A 19,172-nucleotide genomic window follows, 5' to 3' on the forward strand; every position below is an offset into this window, starting at 1 on the left:
ACATGCCTGGCAAACATGCAGATCCAGTTTTGAAGGAATAAATCCTTCAACGTTCCTCGGTAGCTCAGTTGGTAGAGCAATCGGCTGTTAACCGATCGGTCGGCGGTTCGAGTCCGTCCCGAGGAGCCATATATGCGGAGAGTTACCCAAGAGGCCGAAGGGGACGGTTTGCTAAACCGTTAGTATGCGCAAGCGTAGCGAGGGTTCGAATCCCTCACTCTCCGCCATATCTTTTCAAACAAATAGTTTCATGGCGGTGTAGCTCAGCTGGTTAGAGCGTTCGGTTCATACCCGAAAGGTCGGGGGTTCGATTCCCTCCGCCGCTACCATACTAAACTGCGGTCGTGGTGGAATTGGCAGACACACCATCTTGAGGGGGTGGCGGGGCGACCCGTGCGAGTTCGAGTCTCGCCGACCGCACCATATCTTAATACTTTGGCCCGTTGGTGAAGCGGTTTAACACAGCAGCCTTTCACGCTGTCATACAGGGGTTCGAATCCCCTACGGGTCACCTATAACACCCAACTCGTTGTTGGGATACCCGCAAAGTATTCGGTGTTGCTACAACGCAACTTCACTTTGCGGGGACTATGGAGGCTTAGCTCAGCTGGGAGAGCATCTGCCTTACAAGCAGAGGGTCGGCGGTTCGATCCCGTCAGCCTCCACCACTTATCATATGGATGGTCAGCGAAAACATTACTTTTTAAGAGAGTGCTGACATTGATCGTCCGAATCGTCGCGGGATGGAGCAGCTCGGTAGCTCGTCGGGCTCATAACCCGAAGGTCGCAGGTTCAAATCCTGCTCCCGCAACCAATTTTTCTACTCGCACTGCTCCATAGTGAAGTAGAAGCGAACATATGGAGCTGTGGTGAAGTTGGAGTTCACGCCGGTCTGTCACACCGGAGGTCGCGGGTTCGAGTCCCGTCAGCTCCGCCATTTTTCAGATAGAGAAATGGCTGGGAAAATTTTAAGGCTCGGTAGCTCAGTCGGTAGAGCAGAGGACTGAAAATCCTCGTGTCGGCGGTTCGATTCCGTCCCGAGCCACCATTTACAGATGATAACTTGCCGGTATAGCTCAATTGGTAGAGCACCTGACTTGTAATCAGGGGGTTGTGGGTTCAAGTCCTATTGCCGGCACCACCATTGGGGTATAGCCAAGCGGTAAGGCAACGGACTTTGACTCCGTCATTCCTAGGTTCGAATCCTAGTACCCCAGCCACTTGCGAGCCATTAGCTCAGTTGGTAGAGCATCTGACTTTTAATCAGAGGGTCGAAGGTTCGAGTCCTTCATGGCTCACCAGTTTTTACAACTGAAGAAATAAACAGCACGATAGAAATATCGAGGCCTTTTCTGTTTTACATGCGGGTGTGGCGGAATGGCAGACGCACCAGATTTAGGTTCTGGCGGGCAACCGTGGGGGTTCAAGTCCCTTCACCCGCACCATAGGCGTCAAACCCTTGAGAAATCAAGGTTTTTTTATTTTCGCCAGAAGTTGGTGTGGGAGAAAATAGTCCCCGAAAGTGTCGTTGGGGACGAAATGGGGACGAACACCTCAAATCGACTGTTTTTTGGGGTCGAACTGGTCGAATTTGTCCGCGAGGTCCCGACTCACTTGTTTGGTAACGTGTGCGTAGATATCTGCCGTCGTTTGGTGTTGCTTATGCCCCAGACGCTCCTGGATCGCTTTCAAAGATGCACCCTGATGGATGAGCAATGTAGCTGAGCTGTGTCGTAGATCGTGGAACCTGATGTATCGCAGCCCGTGACGCTTTACGAATTTACTCCACCACTCGGAAGGGTAGGTAAAGTATAGCGGCTTTCCGTAGCCGGCGTGAAATACATATTCACGGTCACCCCCCTCCCATCTGTCCCGGATTTTCATCTTTTCTTCTCGCCATTGTAAATGGTATCGGCGCATTTCCTCCATATACCAACCTGGCATCTGTACGATGCGATCTTCACCGTTTTTCGGCTCTTTTTCATATACCTTACCATCTGCTGTAAGTGGAATACTCTTTTTGATATGGATCGCATTTTCAGCGAAAAGTACCTGCGGCCACTCTAGTGCAATCAATTCACCGCGTCTAAATCCACCGATTATTGCCCCGAGGATGAGTAGTCGCCACATCAATGGCTCTTCATTCAGCGCTTTGATCACCTCTTGTGCCTCATCAGCTTCGTAGAATTGAGCTTTTTTCTTTTCTGCCTTTGGTTTCTTAATTTCCTTTATCGGATTAGATTTAATGAGTTTCCAACTTTCCGCTTGGGCGAATATATTCCGCATGACCGAGTAGATGTATTGAATGGTACGTCCAGATAGCATTTGGCCGCGGTCGTCTTTCCTTGATCCAGGATTGGAGAGACGATCCAAAAGGGTGATGATGTGCATCGGTTTGATTTCATCAAGTCTTTTGTGTCCGAGTGCTGGCAGGATGTGATTCCGAATATGACCCAAGTACTCTTTTAAGGTTTTTGGGGCAAGCTGCTTTTCAGCGTACTTGGTTCTCCACTCTTCAATAAAGGCGGCGAAGGTCATCTTCTCAGGAGTGATGTACTCACCGGCCTCAACCTCAAGCTTGAATTTAAGCCACTCACTTTCCAGATACTCTCTAAGTTTCTTTTTTGTTTTCAATAACGCTGGATCTTCAACCTTAATGACTTTTCTTTCACGCAACCGTTCTCCATTAGGTCCATACCCCAATTCAACGGTTAAACGCCAAGAATTAGCGCCGCGCTTTTCAATACTTGCCATGTTTGGTTCACCTCCATGGATTCATCTGTAGGATTTCTTCGAGGTCTGCCACCTGCAACATCAGAAATTCGGCATCCCAATAATCTAGCATGTTTTCCGTCGCACGCCTACGGAGAGGGTCAAGCCGAATCCCGAACTTCCCTGGTTTATCTTCGCTCACGGTCAGATCTGCAAGCGTCACCGTTATCCCCATGCTGTCCGACGAGAAATCTTCCGCTCCCTGTCGTTGGAAGGGAGCAGCTATGGGGATATAGGCTATATCTTTGTTCCAATCAAGTTCCCCCTTCCGAAAATTGATGACGTACCAGAGCGGGGCCAGCTCCCCCTCGAAATAATCGTAAAAAACTGCAATTTTCATCGTATTACAACTCCTTGTCCTTTTTGAAATTTTCTTTTTATTGCAGTCAGAAAGAGCCTTTTTGTTTCGTCTGACCAGTTTGTGGGATCTGCTTTGCTGTACTGACTCTGAAGATAGGTAGCAATCCTCTGACTGTATTCTTCCTGGCTGATACGGCCTCTTATCTGATTGAATCGACGGGTCGCCAGAGAAACGGGAACATTGAACGTATGAGCCAAATACAAAGGAATTTCATTCTCGTAGACCGGCAAAACAAGTTCCTGGACCATGAAGAAGGGAATTGCTGCATACTGCTGGAACAGGGAGGCTTGCATCTCCTGTAGGTCCCGGAAAGTCTTGGGGAGAGTCCTCTGATCACCTACGTGACGGAGTGGATGGCATAACTCATGAAAAAATTCACTCCGCAAAGAAGGCTCGTCCAAACGAGAGTCGAGAATGATCATAAAGTCATTAGAGCCATCGTCAATCCAACGGGCATGTGATCTTGTCGGAAAATAGGAAATTTCACCCCCAAAAATGTTTGCAATCCGGTGAATGTCAAGGTCTTCTGGCGTGAAGATGGAATGTGCGAGGTATTTTTCAGCAATCCATTCCTCAAGTGGTGTCATTTTGTAGAGCGACAAATCCACACAAACCCCTCCATAAACAAACATTTGTTCGTAATTATGGGTGAAAATAATAGCCCAAAGGGCTATGAAGGCTAAACTAGAATAAAGGATTATTTTTCCCGTTCCTTCGCTCGTCTTTCTTTCATCCTACGGAACAGTTCCAAGCTTTCTTTCAAATACTCGGCTTCCTCTTCGGTAAGATCTTCCCCGCCAGTAATAAAGGCAAGTCCCATGCGTGCGTTTTTATCGTCCTTTTTGTCGGAAGGGGCAGGATCGTCAGTACGACCGAGGAGATAATCGACGGAAACCCCGAAGTAGTCGGCAATCTTTTCTAAGCGCTCACGCCTCGGAGTGTTATCATCAGACGATTCATAACGGCGGATCGTCGATTCCGGAATTTCTAAGGCTGCTGCAAGGGCCTCTTGTGTTAACCTTTTTTTTGACCGAAGTTCCTTAAGTCTATCTTTAAACCCCATTATTATCACGCTCATTTCTTGCCTCCATTCTACAAAATAACGTTCATAAAATAAACGCTCAATATTTGAACAAAAACCATTGACATGCTCATTTATCGAGCGTATATTATAATTGCAAGGTTCAAAAAATGAGCTTAACAAAGTGAGGTGAAAGGAAATGAAAAAACTCGCCCCTCGCCAGAATTTAATTAAGTCACGTAAAGATTGTGGGATGACCCAAGACGATCTGGCAGCCATGGCAAATCTTTCTCGTGCAATGCTTTCAAATATCGAGCGAGGGTATACATTACCGTCATTGCCAACTGCATATCGGATTGCAAAGGTTTTGAAACGTTCAATTGAGTATCTTTTTTTTGAAGATAACGCTCAAAAAATGAGCGAAGATAAATCCGCCTGATAGGTCAATCCATAAAGTAGGTGATACTCATGAATCAAGGAATACTGACCCCCGCTGAATGTGCGAAATACATCGGCGTCCACCGTGACACGATTTACGCGATGGTTCGCAAAAAGGAAATCCCGCATTTTCGGGTTCGCTCCCGCATTTTCTTCCGAGTTGAGAGCATCGACGCCTGGATGCGTGAACAGGAACAGAAAAACACCAAGTCTTCGGCCTAGTAACTCAACATCTTTTTGAATATTCTAGCTGTTTCTCTTTCTTAGTTCTATTCCTGCTTTTTCCTACTCGCTGTTTTCATTATCTCCACTTTACGCGATTGTCATACTGCACGGAGAAGTATGATGCCCGGTATTTGATCCAGATCTGTCACCCAACAACGGAATCCGAGGAGGGAGATCCATATGGAACGTTCCCTGGTAGAGGAGGCATTCATCGAGCTGCAAGATGCTCAGTCCAATTTGAAGGAAACAGGTTTCTCGTCACCCTTTTTGCTTACGGAACCTGGATTAAAAAAAGCTGAATCCATATGCACAGATACCAAAAAGTAGTGGTTACTCAGGGGAAGTTAGTCTTCCCTATCGTTTTTCTTACAAGTTGAAACTGAGTAGTAACAAAAGGACACGATCATAAAGGCGCTTGTCCATTTGTTAGTGGTCAGATTCGGAAAAAAGTGAGGAGGGGTCGTTATGCAATACGTTGAGCTGATGGTTTTGAGCGGTCGGGAACACAACGTTTTGAATCTTCTCAAGAAGAAAATTGAAATGCTGGCTGAGTCCGATGATTCATACGCGTTCCTGAAGGATGTGGTTGTATGCCACTTCCGGAAGGGGGTCTCTCAGGTTTCTCACCGCGTCAAATATAGCTATGAGAAGGGGGTGAAAAGCTACCTGTTTATCGGTGCCGATCTGATGAATTGGACCACCGATCAACTGGAGAAGTTGTATTACGTTTTAACAAGCGGCATCCCATTTGTGATCGGGTTGGTTCGGAAGTGGCAGCAGATTCAACAACGGCTGTTTACTTCTCAGGAAGAGATTGAACGTATGGCTCGTAACCTCGGGACAGAATTGGAGCCGGAGATTCGCCTGGTGTTACCTGAAAAAGAGACTGACACTGTTCAGGCGGTTGAGATCCAGGCTGCAGTTGAAGAAGCCAAGGCTGAAAACGTGGTTCGTAAGCGCGTGTCTTTCAAGGAGATGGTGGAGCGCTTCAAACAAAAAGTGAGTTCCATTGGGCAGAGGATAGAGGAAAGGGAGATCGGTCGGAAATCCAAGCGGGTTCTTTCTCTTTCTTACGACTTTGTTCTTGATTTGATTAAGCGACACTTGCCCCAGGCGATCCAACCCAACGTGTTCATCCCGACAGAATGGCTAATCAAGTGGCTGCCGGTACTCATTGAAGAAGAGATGAAACATCAAGGCTCAGTGGCTTAACGGCGGAAGTGAGAAGAAGAAGGAGTTGAGACAGTGAAAAACGGTAAAAACCTGACGCGAACGCAAAAACTCGTACTTCTTAGCCGCGACCTAAATCCGAAGGAATGGCTAATAAGCAAAAAGTTGCCCGATATGTGGCTGCTCGTTCATCGACGGACAAAACAAACATTAGCATTATCGCTCAATAGTAGTTCAGATGCGAGTTAAATTCCCCTGTAGACAACATTTCATCAGCTTGTTGGATATTCTCCTGACATTGTTTAATCTGTACAGCTTTTCGAGGTAAAAACAGTGGAGGGAAATAACAATGGATTCCTTTAAACCAGCGAAAATAATTGTTAGCATCCTTTGGCTTGTTACTGTGATCATTATGTTTTATTGGGGAGACAGATGAGGACATGTTGTTTGATCCATAGTGTAAGCCTGTAACCCGAGTTGATTTCGTTACCAAACTTAAAACTACTATATCAAAAAAGTGACACAACGAGGAGGTGTAACATTGAGTGGGAAAACCGGAACATTAGTCCGTTATAAGTTTCGGCAACCGAACAACGACTTCATTGTTGCCATTCTTAAGCAAGACGATGGCGAAGAAATTACCATCATCGGGACTATTTATGGGGTTGAGCCAAACGAGAAAATCACAGTATACGGCGATTGGTTCAAACATCCCCAGTTTGGCGATCAGTACCGTGTCGAGCGTTGGGAACGTCCGATTCCGAAAAGCAAGGAACAGGTAATTGCTTTCCTTTCATCGTCCTTGGTGAAAGGCTGCGGGGAGAAAAGAGCCAAGCAGATTGTTGATGTCCTGGGTGAGAACGCATTAGATATTATCATGAAAGAAGGAGAAGCTTGCTTGCTGCCGATCCGTGGAATTGGTCAGCAAAAGGCATCTTCTATTGTCTCCAGTGTCCGGGCATCGTTTGAGGTTCAACAGATCATGATGGAGCTGTCACAGTACGGGATAAGTACAAGTATTGTCGTGAAAGCCTACAAAGAGTTTGGCTCCAACACGTTGGACATTATCAAGCGGAATCCGTACCAGCTCACCAAACTGGATCTCATCGGTTTTCTTAAGGCGGACGAAATCGCAAAAAGAATAGGCATCATGCCCAATTCGATGTTCCGGATTGAATCCTGTGTGGATTATGTTCTGAAAAAGATGTGCTTCGATTTTGGCCATTGCTTCATTCCAGAAGCAGAGTTGATCGATGAGGTTCTGAAGGTTCTCAACCACAACACGGACGTTCACATTACGCGGGACGAGGTAGAACAGGGGATCTTTCAACTAGAGGAAAACGGTCGCCTCATCATTGAGGAAGAGGGAGTCTATCCTCCTTTTTTGTATCGCTCCGAAAAGAGACTGGCCCAACTCCTGCTCAAATTTATGCGCAGCGGCAGTAACAACGTAAACATGGCTACTATCGATACTGCCATCAAAGACTACCAGGTTCGTTCCAAAATCGTATTGGCAGAAGGACAACGTGAGGCGATCCGGAAGTTGTTCACGGAAAACCTGTTGATCTTAACCGGTGGTCCAGGATGCGGGAAAACCGCAAGCGTAAAAGCCGTCATTGATGTGTATCAACGGCTTAACCCAGTGGCAAGTATTGCTTTGGCTGCACCGACAGGACGGGCCAGCCGCAAACTGACGGAGGTAACCGGACTAGATGCGGCCACCATTCACAGACTCATTAACTTCCGACCAGGCGAAGAGCCAGAATTCAACGAAAGCAATCCGCTTGAAGCAGATTTACTTATCGTCGATGAAATATCCATGATGGACATACAGCTGGCCGATCTGTTGTTTAGAGCGATCAACCCGAACAAAACGAAAGTACTACTGGTAGGGGATCAGGATCAGCTCCCTTCCGTGAACCCAGGAAATGTACTAAAAGATATGTTGGACGCTGGCGTTCCGCACGTGCGGCTCACAGAAGTCTTTCGCCAGGCGCAAAACAGCCAGATTGTTACCAATGCTCACCGGATCAATAAAGGCGAGTCAATTGTCATTGATCCAGCGAAACAAGACTTTTACTTCATCCAGCGGGAAAAGCCGGAAGAGATCGCTGCAACGATTCGGAACAGCGTCGTGAGGTTTACGCAGCTTGGATACACCGCTGCAGATATTCTTGTCCTCAGTCCCATGAAAAAGGGACCGATCGGAACAGAAGAGCTGAATCGTGTGCTCCAGGAAACCCTCAATCCCTCTGCCCCCAATAAGGAAGAAATCGTGGTCGGGAAAACAGTCTTTCGAGTCGGGGACAAGATCATACAGACCAAGAACAACTACACAAAAGAGGTTTTCAACGGCGATATCGGTACAATAGATCGGATTGATTACCTGCTGGACAAAGAAGGGCACGTAACGGAAGAGAAAGGTCTGCATTGCACGATCAACGGCCAAGCGATGACATACACAAAGGAAGAATTACATGAGCTTCAACTGGCCTATAGTATCACCATACACAAGTCGCAGGGAGGGCAGGCTCCCATCGTCATCATACCGGTATCGACCAGTCATTACATCATGCTTGCGAGAAATCTCATTTACACGGGAATCACCCGAGCCGAATCCAAAGTAGTCTTGGTGGGAATCAAAAAAGCCTTGCAGATTGCGATTAAGAACAACAAGATTGTGGCACGTAATACGAGACTAACCAAACGAATCGTTGAGGACATTCAGTTATATGGACTGAACAAGGCAGCCCCGACTCTTCCTAATTGGGAGGAGAGAAGGGCTGTTGATTTTTCCTAGCTTATAAAGCTTGGGATGCCATTCATTACAAGAGAAAGTGGGTTAACTTGGATACCGCCGGCCAGCATTGCCGAACAACTCAAAGACGTGCCGGTAGAGTCGAACTTGCATGTCCGGGAAAACGAAGGCTACTTCGCCGGGATTCAGCTCTAGCCGGTCATCCTGCTCGATCACAAACGGGATGTCCATAGCGGCCAGGGCCTCACGAAGGTAGCTGACCTCAGACCAAGGGACCGGATAGTAAAACGACTTTTCCATACGATCACGCTCCTTGTGGTGAGCGTAGCATACCGGGTTGGGACAAAAAAGAAGCCCCCGCGCAGGGAGCCAAAGATGGTGTTGTCGAGAAAATTATACTACAGACAATGACGATCACGGTCCCAGTGGGAAAAGAGCCCGCCATGGTCCTGGTGGATCCGAAACAAGGGAAAGCCAAGATCGTACCACTGGTGCCACACGGCGAAACCGTGGTAAAATCAAGTCAAGTCAGGGAAAGATTGCAAAGGTGGACTATCGGGAAAGTGAGCTATTCTAACAGAAAGGATTCACTATGAGTAAGGGAAGAATTATATTTGGTTTACTCTGTTCCATATGGATGTTTTTTGCTGGAGCCATTAGTCTCTACTTATCATTGGAATCCGGCGGTCAAACAATAGGAATTCCTTACTTTTTACCAATTGTTCTTTTTATCGGTGGCATCTGTAACAGTAGTTACTTTGTATTGAAATACCGACAATTACTGCGAAACAAGAATTAGCTTGATACCGAGATACGGGAGGGCGTCAGATTCATACCTCAGCGGGTATGTTCTGGCATCCTCTTTTAGATTGGATACGCGCTGTGTGCATTGAGCGAAATGGGATGAGAATGCTATGTGCTAGCGCACGGAGAAAGTATTTTCTTACGAGGATATCGCAAAAATGTTCGGGATCACAAAAAGCAGTGATGCAACGCATACAATGTGCAAGCGAAAATATGCGAGCGACTGATGAACAGCTTATTCCTTATGGGATAAGTTGTTTTTGTCGATATAAGGGGTGGAAGGTGATCTCATGTCATTAGATTTAAGTGCAAATGCGCCGTGGATAACGACTGCGGCGGTTAAGTTTGGGGTGTTTGCGATAGGGCTTGCTGTTGCCCTGGCGCTAGTAAACACGCTGGCGCCAAGGTGGACGCGGGGGATTTTGAGCGCCGCCGTCATGTTGGGAGGAATCTACCTGTTTGCTATCTGGCTGAGCTGAACCGGACTTTTTTTGTCACACGAAAGCCACCTATAAGTGAAGGGAGCTTTTTCTTTCGCGAGAACCCCTTCCAAACCGCCCGGTTTCCCGGGCGGATTTTTAACTACTAGCTGCCGAATCTAATAAAGAAAAACAGAAATGCTACTGAAAAAGAAATTAATGTCGCCAATTGTTTGTTGATTCGTGGAAAAAGAATTACGATGCCGAACATGGTCACAATTAAAGGAACAAGAGTCCAAAGAGCAAAAGTTATTAGGCCTCCAACCAATTTGTCAGTAAATAGTTGAATTTCTGGCATATTGTCACTCTCCTTTGTTTTTTCTATCGGCAAAAACAGAATGGGTTTTGATTGCGGGAAAACATTGTCGACTAAGTGCGCAAGATCATCAATCAGTGACAAGCATTTGCCCTTAAGTGTAATTGATGGAGGGAGGTTTGTTTAATGAATAAAGTGAAATTAAGATATGCTATTTTAAAAGAGATTTATAACGGAAACACAACACTAACCGAAGCCGATCTATGTGTGGGTAGAGAAGAGTTTGATGAAGCAGTAAACTTTCTTTCAAGAGAGGGATATTTAACTGGTATTATATGGGCAGATGACAGACCTCATTTACCCAAAATAGGTCTTGTTCTAACCGAAAAAGGCGAAAAATATCTTGAAGAAAATAGTGTATTAGCTAAAACATATAAAGGCTTAAAAGAAATCAGAGAATGGATAAAATTTTAGCACCCACGCGGTGCTTTTTCTTTTGCTATGCATTACCATCTCTATCACGTTTGTTGATTGCTACAATGCTTATAGGTGATGGGGATGTTTCAAGAAGTAATGCTGCTTGAACAACGAGAAAAACCGTTTAACGACCCTAATTTCATATACGAGCCGAAGATTGACGGTCACAGATTGCAACTAAACTTTACCGACGGGAAGACAACCTTGTTTACCCGACATAATAACGATTGTACGCGCCAATATCCTGAGTTACATCATATTGAGGTTGACGGAGACGTAGTCCTCGATGGTGAGGTTTGCTGTATAAACCCCGAAACCGGAGCAATCGACTTTGAGTTAGTGATGAGTAGATTTCAGATCAAAGACCCGGCCAAGGTAGCTACAGCGATGAAGAAGCTGCCTGTATCCTATGTTGTTTTCGATATCCTGTTTTACAACGGACAGGACTTGCGCGGGCTACCACTGATGAAACGGAAGAAAATACTGCATAATGTGCTGCCGGATACGTTGCAGATACACAAGATACCGTTCATCGAAAAAGACGGAATCTCCCTGTTCAACGAGATTAAGAAGCTGGACATGGAGGGGATAGTCGCCAAGCGTAAGGATAGCTTGTACATCGGCAAACGATCTTCCGACTGGATAAAGGTGAGCAACTACCAGTACACAGATGTGTATCTCACCGGATACCGGAAAGGAGAATTTGGTTGGCTGGCGTCAGTCATGGAAATGGACGGCAAACTTAGACCAGTCTGAGTGATTGAATTAGGAGTGCCGCCAGTACACAAGCAGGCGTTTTACGGCGTCTGTGAGCAACTGGTTACTGGTGAGGACAAGGAGTGTGTCTATTTGGAACCAAGATTGCAGGCAACGGTGAAGTTCCGGAACTGGACAAAGGCGGGACTGTTACGGTCGCCGGTGTTCGTTGATTTCGTAATACAGAAAGCAGGTTGATCATGAGTCATCCGTTTTATAGGGTGGCTTTTTTGTTTCGGGAGGTGGGTGACGTGTAGTGCGGCAATTTGTAGACCCGGATACCGGGGAAGTGTTTTTCAAGGAACAAATTCTGCGTCGCCCTGACGAGATCGTCAAGGTGTTCAGGCCTGCCGGTCGCAGCGCAAAATTTGTGAAGATCAAAGCCAGCCAGAAGGCGAAGAGACGGCTCAGAAAACTGGCACTCGTCGAGCTGTTTTTTTGATGAAGGTGGTATGGAGAATAAAACAATAAGAACCATAAGAAAGGAGGAAAGAAAAAGGGACTAGATGCAGCTAGTCCCTTTTGAATCTCGATATGAACACAAACAAATTATACCAACTTTATGTGTATTTGGTCAACCATTCCTTTGTTCGTATCAGTGATGTTGCAGATGTTTTTGCAGTTCACAGAGCTACCGTTTGGAGGAATATACGGAAACTTGAAATTGCCAATCTGATCCAGACACAACGGACATGTGAAGGGGTCAAAATCGAAAAGGTGGGTGAGTGGCGGCAGGATGCTACCCAGGTTAAAGTAGTCCCAAGAAAAGCACGGGACAGTAATGTTGCATCCAAGACTGTCCTTAAAGAAAAGATTAGGATTCAGGAGGTGGGGGGCAGAGGAAACGCCAGAACGGAACAGGTCGTTCCTAATGTTGCAATGGAAATGGAAAGCAATGTTGCATTTGTCCCCAGCTGCAATTGCGTGGACAAAGCAGGCAATGTTGCATCCCAAGAACCGGCTGCTGCTAATGTAAGTTATATAAAGAATCATATAGTACCCCAGTTGGTTACGCGCGCGCGTGTGAATCCTGCAACATTGGTCAATCAGCAGTCGGGGGCCACGGCTCTAAAACCAATTGATTGTGAAAAGGGGGAAATCACGGCGGTCTCTCTCGCGAGTGCATTGATTTTACCCTCGAAAGTTTCCACGGACCGAGTTCGAGCTGCTGCAACATGGATACGAGAATGGATTGACCTCCCGGTATATTTCCGTCATCTTGGGATTACGGTTCAAAGAGAAAACCGGTCGGGTGAACATCCTTGCTTGTGCCCGCTACATGGGGATACCGAACCAAGTATGTATGCCAACAGCGAAAAAGGCATCTGGTACTGCCATGCCTGCTCCATTTCTGGCGATGCTGCGGAAATGGTCCGACACATGTACGGTATGCGTTTTGGAGATGCGGTACGGAAGGTGCTTAAGGACGTAAGACAGCTATTGTTCAAAGGCGAAACCCGAGTGCTTTTAGCAATACCAGGGGAGGCTTATCGGGCTTGGATTGATTTGGGAAAATACAAGAGACCCCGCAACCAATCTTCGCGTAAGCAGAAGACGACTACTGTTTCAAATAAACTTCTCAAAATGCAACGATGGGAGCTGGCGCATAAGTATGCTGCCGATCTTTGTCTCTCCCAAGATGCCAAGAACTATCTAAGAGAAAGGGGATTGGATGCTAATACCATCCGAACGTATGGCATTGGATGGGATCAGAAGACCAACAGTATCGTATTCTCCAACCGAGACGCAGTAACAGGGGATGTGCTTGGGTTTACGTACAGATCCATTGCACCCACTTCCAAAAAACGATATCGCAATACTCCTGACGACAGCCTCTTTCAAAAAGGGGCTGTTTTGTTTGGCCTTTATGAAGTGCTAAAAGAGGCAAAACGCAGCAAGACACTTTATTTGGTAGAGGGGGGATTTGATGCAATCTTAATGCGCCAAGAGCTTCGGGTACCAGCTGCGGCCATGCAAGCTTCACATCTATCAATCGAACAAGCGTGCCTGATAGAACGGGTTGTTGGGAAAGATGTGAAGATTTACGTTGTCCGAGATAATGACGAGGCGGGCGGAAAAGGGGTTGAACTGACCAAAAAAACGTTACAGAGTAAGGGTTTCGATTATGAGGTGTTGAGACCGAAGAATGTTTTTAAGGATATTGCCGAGCAACTTCAAACTGAAAAACAAGAGAGGATGAGGAAAATGGGCAAAATCAATACCATGAAAGATTTGCTGGGGAAACTCCCATTATCGGTAACTGTTCAGAAGGTGAATCAAATCCTCGAAAATATAGAGCCGAGCGTTTTATCTGCTGATGAGCGATTGGAATATCATCTGCTGAACAGAGTAACAGAACACTTGGAAGCAGCTTTGTATGATCTTAGCTATTTGAACAAGAAGGTTACCGCTCAGGGACGTTTGTACAAAAACAGCAGCGGCAGATATGCCATCAATGAGGATCATTACTTCACCTGCGGAGAGACCATCGAAATATTGGTGAACGAAGAAGAGGACGGTGGATATTGGGTACGAACCAGGATTGAACATAATGGGGAAGACTATTATGCGGTAGATCGGCCAAAGATCAGACTCCGAGGTACGATGGCGAGAGTTCGATATCTGCAAGGATGAAAAAAGGATGGTGCAGACAAGATGTATACAGGTTGCTTTGACATTACCCGAAACAAGAAGAATTTGTATGCTATTGCGTGGTTAATTTCTCCAGAAGGAGAAAGGGTGTGGCAATTTCAAGAGCGTGTTGAAGGGCTTGATCGGAACGAGGCGTACTATCATGCGCTCCAGGTGTTGCTTGAAGAAATACTCGCCCGTGGCATTACAGCGGTAAAGTTACTCGGTACAAATTCCCTTGTCATGAAACAGGCAAGTGGCCAATGGCAGGCCAAAAAAGCACGTCTGTTCAACTATTGTGTAAAGGTAAGAAGCATACTTGCAAATCTTCAACATTTTCGGTTTGAGCGGTTGGATCGAGAGCAGCAGGAAGAGGAACAGGGGATGTTATTCGATTCTGTTACTCGTGTAGGAGGGGGAAATGAGGCGGAACAATTTGTCATGGTGAGTTTCTGGTAAATTGGTACTTGAAAACATTCCCATGATGATTTATGCTATGTATTGACAATATGAAAGTGCTTGAATTATACGCACATTCGGAATCGCTTGGAAAAGCGATATTTTTATTCCTTTCGTCGCTTAAAATATCCATTTTTGTATGATGATTGGGGGTTTTGTGGTTGAAATTAATACCCGTTACCTTACGTGACTTTCCGTATCTACAGCCGGTGGAGTGGACGTTCAAGAAAAAGGGGTATCGAGGAAAGGTTACATTTCGCCGTGATACCCAAACTTACGTTATTGAGATTGAATCTCCAAAAAAGTATCGTTCATTGGATGACGGAAAGGAATTCACATCACTTGAGGAAGCAAGAAAAGCGGCAGAATCCAAAATTGACATGTTCGATACCGTATTTGGTCGGTTACTAGCTTTGAAGTAAGAGGCCCTGTTGCAAAGGGCTTTTTGTTTTGGGCACGTTTTGTGAAAGGAGGATTAAATTGATGGGAGTTCTGTTTGAAATCAACAACCATGTGCAACGATTGCTTGCTGAGCGAGCCAAGTTGAAACGAGAATTGCGTACATGCCCGCCCGAACGAGTGGCAATTCTACGAGAAAAGTTAGATGACATCAATAAACAGTTACTCAACCTGAAGGAGAGCCTTCAATGCTAGGACGCACACATATGACTGTTGCGGTTGCTGCGTACTGTACGTACAATCTACCGCGTCAATGGGATGAATTGCCGCTGTGGGCTATGGGACTGGGAACAGCGATTTTTTCGTCATTACTACCTGATATAACGGAGCCAAGAAGTCGAATGGGTGGGATGTTGATGCCCTTCATTCCTTCCTGGCTCCGTCCTGTTGTGTTATTGGTTTTAGGAGGGATGCTGGTCTATTACGGATGGGTGAATCGAGAACCGTTATTCATGGCTATTGGGGTTGTTCTGCTTTTGCTGGTGCTTGTAAAAAACCGGGAAAGCCCTACACATGGCTTTGTGGGGATCGGAGTTGTCGTAGCATGTGCATGGTTGTATCAACCGAACTTGTGGATGCCGGTCCTGATTGGGTACGGTTCCCATCTTGCCTTGGATTTTATATCTGAGAAGATCGCGCTGTTTTCGCCGTTGAGCTCAAGACGCTACGGTGTAACGCTTTTTCAAACAGGTTCAACCGCTGAACGGCTGCTTGTCCAATGGGGGGCCACTGTCTACACAGCGTGGATTATTATTCAGTCATATCTCCCTGGTTAGGAGCGCTACATTTTGAATGCCTGGTATCCAAACGATACCGGGCTTTTTCTATTAGTGAGAGGCTTAGCAATACATGCTTGAAGGGAGGGAGGAATTTTGAGCAGCTAGCCTCGACATTTTCCCAATTGCTGAAAAAGGAAAGGTGAATTAGCATGAGCTGGACTGTCAAATCAGTCAAGATCCTGATGCTTGTTGCCATTTTGTTCTCGTCACTGTTAGTCCCGATTACTCAGTCTCAAGTGGCGTATGCAAATGTAAACAGCAAGCCAAATTTTGACCCATTTGGACTTGCCGAAGGAAATCCCGAAAATGATTTTAGCCAGTTGATCAACAAAATCTTCAACTGGGTGATTGGGATATCATTGTCTGCATCCGTCATTTCCGGTGCATTGCTGGGGTTTTTTCTAAATTTCATTGCCTTCGGGCAAAACGCCAGACAGACGGCCAAAACATGGGGGTTTGGCATTATCATTGGACTGCTGTTGATTGCAAGCCTGGTTACGTTAGCCAAGGTGATCTACAACATGCTTTTGACATAATAAGGATGGTGTGAGTCATGCGTGCCCGAGTACCGAAAGGGATAAAAAATGACATCCCGCTTTTCGTTCTGTCCAACACACAATGGATCATATGCATTGTGTCGTTTACCGGATTGCTTGCCAGTGTTTCCATTGGATTCTACGAGATTGCCCCCTTGTTTCCCATCGCGGGGGGCTATCTCATGTTTCGAAAAATCAATGGGGAATCTCCATGGATCGTGTGGTGGCGACGGTTTTTGTTCCGGTTGAGACCGAAAAGAGTGACCCGAAGGGAAAGGAGAGGATACATTGGACTCCAGAAAGAGCATTAGTTGGCCGGAGTATCTGGAACTGGAAGATATTCAGGATGGACTTGTAATCTTATCAAACGGCCGTTATCGGAAGTATTTAGAGATTTTTCCCATTCCGTTGACCCACTGTTCGGAAAAAGAGATGCGGAATGTGTACTTTGGCTGGCAGGACTTTTTGCGGACGTTGGAGATTGAAATTGCTTTGTACATTCAAAGCCGTCAGGTCGATCTCGAAGAAGTCATGAAAAGACAAAAAGAAAATCGGTTCAACTTTATCCGTACCTATAACGCTTCCGGTTCAACAACGGAGGCGTTTTTGATGGAGCAAGAACACTTCAATCGGGAGTTGCTGGCATCGAGAAACCTGCCGGTTCGCCGAAACTTTCTTGTGTTTCCTTTAGATGACCCAACCCGCTCTCCGGAAAAAGCCAATGACTTTCTCAGTGATCGTATCGAGGAGTCTTTGGGGCGTATCCAACGGTTTGTACGGCGATACAAACGTCTGGAGACACCGGAAGTTTACGACATTCTGCATGCTTGGTGCAATAAAAAACAGTCCAAGTACATCTCGGGTGTTGATCTCTATGAAAAGGGGTTTGACAGCTTGTTTGTGAGAGGGGTGCCCGCGTTTGCTTAACCTGAAAACAAAAGTCAAGTTCACTTGGTCGGCCAAGAAGGAGAAGGATGATGAATATCGTCCGATCCACGATTTTATTGAAGTGTTGGCTCCAAACTTTGCTGATCTCTCACCTGCTACGTACATCCAGGTAGGAGAGAGGTACATCCAATCGTTTTTTGTAGACGGGTGGCCGTCTGAAATTGACTTTGGATATCTGCACCCACTTGTGAGTTTCCCTGGGGATATTGATTTCATCCAATATATCGCCCCTGTTGACAAAGACAGGATTTTGTCCTGGCTAACGACCCGTATTGAGGGAATCGAATCCAAACTTATTGATCGTGCCAAACAAGCGTCCAGCCGTGGTGTGCTGTCCAAACAAGAGGAACTGGCCATGCTTCAGCAATTACGTTCTGATATTGATAACAATCGAGATCGCATAATCTACTTCGATAACTTTATCATTCTGGCTGCCACAAGCCAGGAAGAGCTAGAAAAAAAGGCAGACCGCCTCATGTCAAAGTTCGGCGGGACCAAGGACTGCCTGAAGCCAGCAGACCATGAGCATGACCTGATGTTCAAAGCGGTCAGTCCTCTGGCCATCAAGCGAAAAGAAGCGTGGAAGGAGATGAATTTGGCTGCGGGAACCAACCTGTATCCCTTTACCGTATCGGATTGGCCGCATGAGGATGGCCCGATATTGGGATTAAACTACGACGTTGGTTCTCCGGTCCTTTTCGATGGTTTCAATAAACAGCACGTCAACAATTTTGGTATCTCCCTTATTGGTGTTTCGGGTACCGGTAAAACCGCTATGCTTCAAAAGATCATTACAGGAGAGGTTCCTTTCGGCGTTTACCATGCGGTGATCGATCAGGAAGGAGACCTGAAAAGAACCATTGAAACCTTGGGAGGTATCTATCTGCCGATCAGCCGTTACTCCGATTTACGGTTCAACCCAGCAGACATCGAAGTAGAACACCACAAGGAACGCGGCTTCATTGTAGACCTGCAGGGGAAGGTCGAAGATATGGTCAACCTGTCAGCTGCAATGGCGGGTCTGACAGAGAGTGCCGATCATAAAGTGATCGCAGCATATATGGATCGGGCGTGGCGCAGGGCTTATGAAAAGTGTGGGATTACGGAAGATCCACGCAGTTTGTATCATGACGCATATTTTGATCCTCAGAATAACCAATTCGTCACAAAGCAAAAAAAGAAACCGCCGCAATTTGGGAACTTTTATCATGAGTTTTGTTTGCTGGCGGAAGGGATCAGCGAGTTGCAAGGTACCGTATTAACCCTTGAACGATTCACGGATAAGGGAACCCTTGGGATTTTTGATTGTCAAACCAATGTGGAACTTGGAAAGGCACCTTGTGCAGGATTTGGTTTGAGGGATCTTCACAATTCGGAATTATTACCGATTGCCAACATTGTGGTTCTTTCTTATCTGGAGAACCGCTTTTTGAAAAAACGCGATTTGGATGATGGCTCGTTGTTCCGCGTTGATGCGGACGAGTGCCAGGAACTGTTCAAAAACCTGTATTCGGCCAAGGCGTTGGAAACCTATTTCCGGCGGTTCCGCAAGAGAAAGGGAGGGCCGATTGCGGCAACGCAGAACTTCCAAAAGTTTTATGAGAATGAGCACGGCAGGGCAGTCATTCAGAACAGCGACACGAAAATTATCTTTGCTCAACACGAAGGCGATCTGCAGAGATGTGCCGAGCTGTTCAAACTAACCGAAGGGGAACTGGAATTTTTGGGAATGGGATTAGCTCACCACGCGATCATCAAGCAGCCAAAATACAGTGTGCGTGTGGTGACGCAGTTCTCTCCCTGGGAACAGGAGATTTTCTTCCCAGAGCATGGGGGGTGAGCA

Annotated in this window: 22 protein-coding genes and 13 tRNA genes; 30 read left to right on the forward strand and 5 right to left on the reverse strand. The window is 46.2% G+C overall.

The window, feature by feature from the left end:
* The first annotated feature begins 53 nt into the window (after nucleotides 1–53).
* The 13 genes from EDM57_RS11935 (at nucleotide 54) to EDM57_RS11995 (ending at nucleotide 1,445) form a co-directional block, all read left to right on the forward strand.
* Nucleotides 54–129, forward strand: a tRNA-Asn gene (locus EDM57_RS11935).
* A gap of 7 nt (nucleotides 130–136) precedes the next feature.
* Nucleotides 137–227, forward strand: a tRNA-Ser gene (locus tag EDM57_RS11940).
* 25 nt (nucleotides 228–252) lie between these two features.
* A tRNA-Met gene (locus EDM57_RS11945) sits at nucleotides 253–329 on the forward strand.
* 9 nt (nucleotides 330–338) lie between these two features.
* Nucleotides 339–423: transfer RNA gene (locus tag EDM57_RS11950), tRNA-Leu, on the forward strand.
* Nucleotides 424–437: 14 nt separating this feature from the next.
* Nucleotides 438–511, forward strand: a tRNA-Glu gene (locus tag EDM57_RS11955).
* Between the two features lie 81 nt (nucleotides 512–592).
* A tRNA-Val gene (locus EDM57_RS11960) sits at nucleotides 593–668 on the forward strand.
* A 69-nt stretch (nucleotides 669–737) separates the two neighbouring features.
* Nucleotides 738–814 (forward strand) — tRNA-Met (locus EDM57_RS11965).
* 46 nt (nucleotides 815–860) lie between these two features.
* Nucleotides 861–937 (forward strand) — tRNA-Asp (locus EDM57_RS11970).
* A gap of 35 nt (nucleotides 938–972) precedes the next feature.
* A tRNA-Phe gene (locus EDM57_RS11975) sits at nucleotides 973–1,048 on the forward strand.
* Between the two features lie 17 nt (nucleotides 1,049–1,065).
* Nucleotides 1,066–1,141 (forward strand) — tRNA-Thr (locus EDM57_RS11980).
* A gap of 4 nt (nucleotides 1,142–1,145) precedes the next feature.
* A tRNA-Gln gene (locus EDM57_RS11985) sits at nucleotides 1,146–1,220 on the forward strand.
* A 5-nt stretch (nucleotides 1,221–1,225) separates the two neighbouring features.
* Nucleotides 1,226–1,301: transfer RNA gene (locus EDM57_RS11990), tRNA-Lys, on the forward strand.
* Nucleotides 1,302–1,363: 62 nt separating this feature from the next.
* Nucleotides 1,364–1,445, forward strand: a tRNA-Leu gene (locus EDM57_RS11995).
* 109 nt (nucleotides 1,446–1,554) lie between these two features.
* Here EDM57_RS11995 and EDM57_RS12000 read toward each other — a convergent pair.
* From EDM57_RS12000 to EDM57_RS12015, 4 genes are all read right to left on the reverse strand, one after another.
* Nucleotides 1,555–2,754 (reverse strand): tyrosine-type recombinase/integrase, encoded by a 1,200-nt coding sequence (locus EDM57_RS12000; RefSeq protein WP_122904993.1) that lies wholly within the window; start codon nucleotides 2,752–2,754, stop codon nucleotides 1,555–1,557.
* A gap of 7 nt (nucleotides 2,755–2,761) precedes the next feature.
* On the reverse strand, nucleotides 2,762–3,112 hold the full coding sequence (locus tag EDM57_RS12005; protein ID WP_024983301.1) for a hypothetical protein: 351 nt from the start codon (nucleotides 3,110–3,112) through the stop codon (nucleotides 2,762–2,764).
* Entirely contained in the window at nucleotides 3,109–3,741 is a 633-nt protein-coding gene (locus tag EDM57_RS12010; protein ID WP_170163430.1) for an ImmA/IrrE family metallo-endopeptidase, read from the reverse strand. The genes EDM57_RS12005 and EDM57_RS12010 overlap by 4 nt, the downstream gene beginning before the upstream one ends.
* Nucleotides 3,742–3,830: 89 nt before the next feature.
* Complete coding sequence (locus tag EDM57_RS12015; protein ID WP_051567337.1) at nucleotides 3,831–4,211, reverse strand: helix-turn-helix domain-containing protein; 381 nt, start codon at nucleotides 4,209–4,211, stop codon at nucleotides 3,831–3,833.
* A gap of 142 nt (nucleotides 4,212–4,353) precedes the next feature.
* Between EDM57_RS12015 and EDM57_RS12020 the strand changes: the two genes are divergently transcribed.
* The 6 genes from EDM57_RS12020 to recD2 all read left to right on the forward strand — a co-directional run bounded on the left by EDM57_RS12020 (nucleotide 4,354) and on the right by recD2 (nucleotide 8,787).
* On the forward strand, nucleotides 4,354–4,593 hold the full coding sequence (locus EDM57_RS12020) for a helix-turn-helix transcriptional regulator (protein WP_024983298.1): 240 nt from the start codon (nucleotides 4,354–4,356) through the stop codon (nucleotides 4,591–4,593).
* 29 nt (nucleotides 4,594–4,622) lie between these two features.
* Entirely contained in the window at nucleotides 4,623–4,814 is a 192-nt protein-coding gene (locus tag EDM57_RS12025; RefSeq protein WP_024983297.1) for a helix-turn-helix domain-containing protein, read from the forward strand.
* Nucleotides 4,815–4,997: 183 nt separating this feature from the next.
* Nucleotides 4,998–5,144 carry a hypothetical protein gene (locus EDM57_RS23315; RefSeq protein ID WP_170163431.1) on the forward strand — a complete coding sequence of 49 codons (147 nt, stop codon included), beginning with the start codon at nucleotides 4,998–5,000 and terminating at the stop codon, nucleotides 5,142–5,144.
* A gap of 138 nt (nucleotides 5,145–5,282) precedes the next feature.
* Nucleotides 5,283–6,029 carry a hypothetical protein gene (locus tag EDM57_RS12030; protein ID WP_122904995.1) on the forward strand — a complete coding sequence of 249 codons (747 nt, stop codon included), beginning with the start codon at nucleotides 5,283–5,285 and terminating at the stop codon, nucleotides 6,027–6,029.
* Between the two features lie 33 nt (nucleotides 6,030–6,062).
* On the forward strand, nucleotides 6,063–6,236 hold the full coding sequence (locus EDM57_RS24050) for a DUF6906 family protein (protein WP_425455801.1): 174 nt from the start codon (nucleotides 6,063–6,065) through the stop codon (nucleotides 6,234–6,236).
* Between the two features lie 292 nt (nucleotides 6,237–6,528).
* Nucleotides 6,529–8,787: an SF1B family DNA helicase RecD2 gene (recD2, locus tag EDM57_RS12035; protein WP_170163432.1), complete on the forward strand. Its 2,259-nt coding sequence runs from the start codon at nucleotides 6,529–6,531 to the stop codon at nucleotides 8,785–8,787.
* Nucleotides 8,788–8,829: 42 nt separating this feature from the next.
* On the opposite strand, the gene EDM57_RS12040 is transcribed toward recD2, so the two are convergent.
* Nucleotides 8,830–9,045, reverse strand: coding sequence for a hypothetical protein (locus EDM57_RS12040; RefSeq protein ID WP_122904997.1), 216 nt, complete (start codon nucleotides 9,043–9,045; stop codon nucleotides 8,830–8,832).
* 143 nt (nucleotides 9,046–9,188) lie between these two features.
* Between EDM57_RS12040 and EDM57_RS23320 the strand changes: the two genes are divergently transcribed.
* The 11 genes from EDM57_RS23320 to EDM57_RS12105 all read left to right on the forward strand — a co-directional run bounded on the left by EDM57_RS23320 (nucleotide 9,189) and on the right by EDM57_RS12105 (nucleotide 19,169).
* Nucleotides 9,189–9,341 carry an XtrA/YqaO family protein gene (locus EDM57_RS23320; protein ID WP_246005798.1) on the forward strand — a complete coding sequence of 51 codons (153 nt, stop codon included), beginning with the start codon at nucleotides 9,189–9,191 and terminating at the stop codon, nucleotides 9,339–9,341.
* A 1,129-nt stretch (nucleotides 9,342–10,470) separates the two neighbouring features.
* Nucleotides 10,471–10,758, forward strand: a complete 288-nt coding sequence (locus tag EDM57_RS12055) for a YjcQ family protein (RefSeq protein ID WP_122905000.1) — start codon at nucleotides 10,471–10,473, stop codon at nucleotides 10,756–10,758.
* An 84-nt stretch (nucleotides 10,759–10,842) separates the two neighbouring features.
* Nucleotides 10,843–11,517: an ATP-dependent DNA ligase gene (locus EDM57_RS12060; RefSeq protein ID WP_342771482.1), complete on the forward strand. Its 675-nt coding sequence runs from the start codon at nucleotides 10,843–10,845 to the stop codon at nucleotides 11,515–11,517.
* A 256-nt stretch (nucleotides 11,518–11,773) separates the two neighbouring features.
* The gene (locus EDM57_RS12065) at nucleotides 11,774–11,959 is read left to right on the forward strand and encodes a hypothetical protein (protein WP_122905001.1); all 186 of its coding nucleotides are present in this window, start codon (nucleotides 11,774–11,776) and stop codon (nucleotides 11,957–11,959) included.
* An 80-nt stretch (nucleotides 11,960–12,039) separates the two neighbouring features.
* On the forward strand, nucleotides 12,040–14,151 hold the full coding sequence (locus EDM57_RS12070; protein ID WP_122905002.1) for a DUF5348 domain-containing protein: 2,112 nt from the start codon (nucleotides 12,040–12,042) through the stop codon (nucleotides 14,149–14,151).
* A gap of 21 nt (nucleotides 14,152–14,172) precedes the next feature.
* Nucleotides 14,173–14,607 carry a reverse transcriptase-like protein gene (locus tag EDM57_RS12075; RefSeq protein ID WP_122905003.1) on the forward strand — a complete coding sequence of 145 codons (435 nt, stop codon included), beginning with the start codon at nucleotides 14,173–14,175 and terminating at the stop codon, nucleotides 14,605–14,607.
* A 161-nt stretch (nucleotides 14,608–14,768) separates the two neighbouring features.
* Nucleotides 14,769–15,029, forward strand: coding sequence for a hypothetical protein (locus EDM57_RS12080; RefSeq protein WP_122905004.1), 261 nt, complete (start codon nucleotides 14,769–14,771; stop codon nucleotides 15,027–15,029).
* 225 nt (nucleotides 15,030–15,254) lie between these two features.
* Nucleotides 15,255–15,842 carry a metal-dependent hydrolase gene (locus tag EDM57_RS12085; RefSeq protein WP_122905005.1) on the forward strand — a complete coding sequence of 196 codons (588 nt, stop codon included), beginning with the start codon at nucleotides 15,255–15,257 and terminating at the stop codon, nucleotides 15,840–15,842.
* Between the two features lie 152 nt (nucleotides 15,843–15,994).
* Nucleotides 15,995–16,381, forward strand: coding sequence for a hypothetical protein (locus EDM57_RS12090; protein ID WP_122905006.1), 387 nt, complete (start codon nucleotides 15,995–15,997; stop codon nucleotides 16,379–16,381).
* 288 nt (nucleotides 16,382–16,669) lie between these two features.
* On the forward strand, nucleotides 16,670–17,308 hold the full coding sequence (locus EDM57_RS12100) for a hypothetical protein (RefSeq protein WP_122905008.1): 639 nt from the start codon (nucleotides 16,670–16,672) through the stop codon (nucleotides 17,306–17,308).
* Nucleotides 17,301–19,169, forward strand: coding sequence for a VirB4 family type IV secretion system protein (locus EDM57_RS12105; protein ID WP_122905009.1), 1,869 nt, complete (start codon nucleotides 17,301–17,303; stop codon nucleotides 19,167–19,169). Before EDM57_RS12100 ends, EDM57_RS12105 begins: the two co-directional genes overlap by 8 nt.
* Nucleotides 19,170–19,172: the final 3 nt, after the last annotated feature.

The organism is Brevibacillus gelatini (assembly GCF_003710935.1).
In the GTDB taxonomy this organism is placed as follows: Bacteria; Bacillota; Bacilli; order Brevibacillales; family Brevibacillaceae; genus Brevibacillus; species Brevibacillus gelatini.

What these genes read in the sequence shown, in the direction of transcription:
- EDM57_RS12005 (WP_024983301.1), bottom strand. Translation starts at nt 3,112, where the DNA reads ATGAAAATTGCAGTTTTTTACGATTATTTCGAGGGGGAGCTGGCCCCG.
- EDM57_RS12000 (WP_122904993.1), bottom strand. Translation starts at nt 2,754, where the DNA reads ATGGCAAGTATTGAAAAGCGCGGCGCTAATTCTTGGCGTTTAACCGTT.
- EDM57_RS12085 (WP_122905005.1), top strand. Translation starts at nt 15,255, where the DNA reads ATGCTAGGACGCACACATATGACTGTTGCGGTTGCTGCGTACTGTACG.
- EDM57_RS12030 (WP_122904995.1), top strand. Translation starts at nt 5,283, where the DNA reads ATGCAATACGTTGAGCTGATGGTTTTGAGCGGTCGGGAACACAACGTT.
- EDM57_RS12055 (WP_122905000.1), top strand. Translation starts at nt 10,471, where the DNA reads ATGAATAAAGTGAAATTAAGATATGCTATTTTAAAAGAGATTTATAAC.
- EDM57_RS12025 (WP_024983297.1), top strand. Translation starts at nt 4,623, where the DNA reads ATGAATCAAGGAATACTGACCCCCGCTGAATGTGCGAAATACATCGGC.
- EDM57_RS12040 (WP_122904997.1), bottom strand. Translation starts at nt 9,045, where the DNA reads ATGGAAAAGTCGTTTTACTATCCGGTCCCTTGGTCTGAGGTCAGCTAC.
- EDM57_RS12020 (WP_024983298.1), top strand. Translation starts at nt 4,354, where the DNA reads ATGAAAAAACTCGCCCCTCGCCAGAATTTAATTAAGTCACGTAAAGAT.
- EDM57_RS12090 (WP_122905006.1), top strand. Translation starts at nt 15,995, where the DNA reads ATGAGCTGGACTGTCAAATCAGTCAAGATCCTGATGCTTGTTGCCATT.
- EDM57_RS12060 (WP_342771482.1), top strand. Translation starts at nt 10,843, where the DNA reads ATGTTTCAAGAAGTAATGCTGCTTGAACAACGAGAAAAACCGTTTAAC.
- EDM57_RS23320 (WP_246005798.1), top strand. Translation starts at nt 9,189, where the DNA reads ATGGTCCTGGTGGATCCGAAACAAGGGAAAGCCAAGATCGTACCACTG.
- EDM57_RS12075 (WP_122905003.1), top strand. Translation starts at nt 14,173, where the DNA reads ATGTATACAGGTTGCTTTGACATTACCCGAAACAAGAAGAATTTGTAT.
- EDM57_RS12015 (WP_051567337.1), bottom strand. Translation starts at nt 4,211, where the DNA reads ATGAGCGTGATAATAATGGGGTTTAAAGATAGACTTAAGGAACTTCGG.
- EDM57_RS23315 (WP_170163431.1), top strand. Translation starts at nt 4,998, where the DNA reads ATGGAACGTTCCCTGGTAGAGGAGGCATTCATCGAGCTGCAAGATGCT.